Raw genomic sequence first — 2,721 nt, 5'->3', positions numbered from 1 at the left:
ACTGAACGATGTGTACATTTATGTGCTGAATGCTGACGGGACAGTTTCTGCCAGTAACGATAATGCGGCGATCGGTCCGCTTACGGCGTCGTATGACGGCAAAACGTGGAAATACATTGACGCCAACGGACAAGTGGTTGTGAGTGCGCAGAACACCACGACCGGCGTATACCAGACCGAAAATGGGTTCGTTTCCTATAGTCCGAGCGGGGGCTATATCCTTGTTAGTAACGACAAGGTCGGAGATCCGTCCCAAGTGCGGTGGTCGAACCAGAATGGCGCAGTTCCTGGAACAATGCCGTTTCCATCTTTCGGCGGAGGCAGCACATCGCTTCGGCTGGAGAATCTTGCTGGGAATGAGAGCGCTTCCTACGAGCGTATTGCGGGTGGTGTGACGTCGCCTGGGCCATATGACCCTAACACACATGCTAACATGCCCTGCTTCTTGGCTGGCTCAATGATTCTGACGGAGAAGGGGTATCGTGCGGTAGAGACGCTATGCGTTGAGGACAGGATAGGAGTTTTCAATGGGAGCACGTTAGAGTGGCATCCGATTAAAGCTCTTTCTGTCGGGTTTTGTCGGGTGTCCAGTAATGAATTTCCTGACATGGCAGGATATCCTGTAGTGATCAGAAAGGATGCGTTAGGTGACAACCAGCCTTTTGCGGATCTCTGGGTGACAGGGGATCATGCGATCCAGCTTGACGGCAAAATAGTGATGGCCAGAAGCCTTGTGGATGGCCAGAAGATATCATTTGATATGTCGATAATAAGCTATAAGTACTATCATATAGACCTACACGATCATCACGTGATTGATGCCAATGGACTGCCGGTAGAAAGCTTGGTCAGTAAATCCGCTCACAGCGTTTTCAAGAATATGATCGACACGCATAACGAGTATTTTCCGGATATGGCTCCGGCGCGACAAATGACTCTCTGTACCGATCCGAAAGAGATCATGTGGATACGCAATAAATATGAGTTGGACACGAAATCGACTACGCACACCGAATTTGAGCCCCTCGCGTTCGAGGTTTTCACCTCAGATGGTCAGGAGCTTATGAAACGTAGTACAAATGGCCGCACGACATCTTTCAGGGTCCCATCTAATATCGACACTCTGAAGCTTGTTTCACGCGTAGCACGGCCATACGACATGATTGGTGTTCATATCGAAGATCGCCGTAAGCTCGGCTTATTGATTGGTAATATTACTATGTATGAGGCGTCTTCCTCATCGAGTCAGACAAGCCATCTTGAAAATAAATATGTACATGGGTGGTCACCGTATGAGACCGATATGTGTCGATGGACGGTGGGTGAAGCTTATCTCAAGCTCCACCGCACCGAGCCAATGAGAGAGGCAGTGATTGCAATCGAGGTGTTGGATGACTGCGAACGCCTCGTGGAACTCAGACGCGAACACTCTCTACATTGAATTGCGCGCGTCTTATCTGACCCAGGCGCGCTCATCTAATCCGACGTGACAACCAGGCGGCGTAGATCTCGGTGGTTTTGACCGAGCTGTGGCCGAGTTGCTGGGACACATCATAGATCGAGGTGCCTCGTTGCAGGGCGCGGATGGCGTAGGTGTGTCTCAGGTCGTGGCAGCGGAAGTGGCGGGCTTTGTCCGGTATGGCGCTGGCCAGAAGCACGCGGAAGCGGCCTGGGACGTTGGTGTAGCGCTGCCCTGACGGGTTGCGGAACACATAGCCGATCGCGTTTTCCGGGCGGCTGCGTTGCAGCTCTCTGGCCAGCCTGGGCGAGAGCCTGAGCACGCGGGGCGATCTCGTCTTCGTTCTGGCAAAGGTCACGGTGGGGCAGGGGGCTTTGAGGTCCAGCTGCTCCCATGAAAGCGAGGCGGCCTCTTCTTGCCGGCAGCCGGTTCGCGCCAGAAAGCGGATCATGTCGCGCATGCCGGGTGGGGCGCGACGCGTCAGGCGCGCTAGGTCGCGCAAGGCCACGGGCCGGATGGGTTCGCGGCGCTCCTTGATCTCCTCCATCTCGTCCGGCACCGGGTTGGCGGTAATCCAGCCAGCGCGACGCGCCACACGCATGATGCGGCCCATCACCATCAGGTCACGGCGTATGGTGGCACCGGAGGTCTTGGTGCGTCGTCTCGCCGCCACAAACTCATGCACGTCGCGGGAGGTAATCAGGCTGATATCCCGCCCCGCGAAATAGGGGTGGAGCTGCCGCAGGCTCGTGCGGTATCGCGTCTGGGTGCTCGGGCGCAGATCGGCAAATTGCAGCTCCTCCCACCGCACCACGGCGTCTTCCCAGTTCCTGACCTCAGGAGGTTTTATGCCGGCGCGCTGGTCTTCCGCCTTTTCGAGCAGCTCTTTGAGCCGCTGCCGGGCTGTACGCCGATCAGTCGTGCGTAGCGATCGGCGGATGTCGCGCCCCCTGATCTGGATCCGAGCGTAATAGGTGCCGTTTGTGGCTTGGTAGAGATTGCTGGGCACGACGGCCTGCTGGCCTCCTGATCGAGATAGTCGTCAATCGCTGACGTGGTTATGCGCCAGATAGAACCGATCTTGGCGGCGCGCAGGGCGCCCGAGGCGCAAAGCTTCTGAATGAGGCGCGGCGACACGCGCAGCTCGGTCGCCACCTCAGCCGCCGTCTTGCGTATGTGGGTCATGAGTCCTCATCAAAGTCGGAAGTCAGAGGTGGTCCCCTCTGTTCGGACAGTTTTATGGCTCTGCTAAGCTATAGCCG

2 protein-coding genes and 1 pseudogene are annotated in these 2,721 nt (G+C 56.3%); 1 reads left to right on the top strand and 2 read right to left on the bottom strand.

The genetic code is table 11. The annotated features are described in order from the left end of the window. Nucleotides 1-1,441, top strand: a 1,441-nt coding sequence (locus AA105894_RS12380) for a Hint domain-containing protein (RefSeq protein WP_267312009.1), incomplete at its 5' end; no start/stop codon positions are given. 31 nt (nt 1,442-1,472) lie between these two features. On the opposite strand, the gene AA105894_RS12375 is transcribed toward AA105894_RS12380, so the two are convergent. Further along, nucleotides 1,473-2,468: a tyrosine-type recombinase/integrase gene (locus AA105894_RS12375; RefSeq protein ID WP_267312008.1), complete on the bottom strand. Its 996-nt coding sequence runs from the start codon at nt 2,466-2,468 to the stop codon at nt 1,473-1,475. Nucleotides 2,469-2,497: 29 nt separating this feature from the next. Further along, nucleotides 2,498-2,644, bottom strand: a pseudogene (locus AA105894_RS16005) (helix-turn-helix domain-containing protein); the annotation flags it as partial. Nucleotides 2,645-2,721: the final 77 nt, after the last annotated feature.

The sequence above is a fragment of the Asaia spathodeae NBRC 105894 genome (assembly GCF_025994195.1).
GTDB lineage: Bacteria > Pseudomonadota > Alphaproteobacteria > Acetobacterales > Acetobacteraceae > Asaia > Asaia siamensis.
Note: the sequence above shows the minus strand (reverse complement) of the source record. Positions and strands in the feature narration are given on the sequence as shown.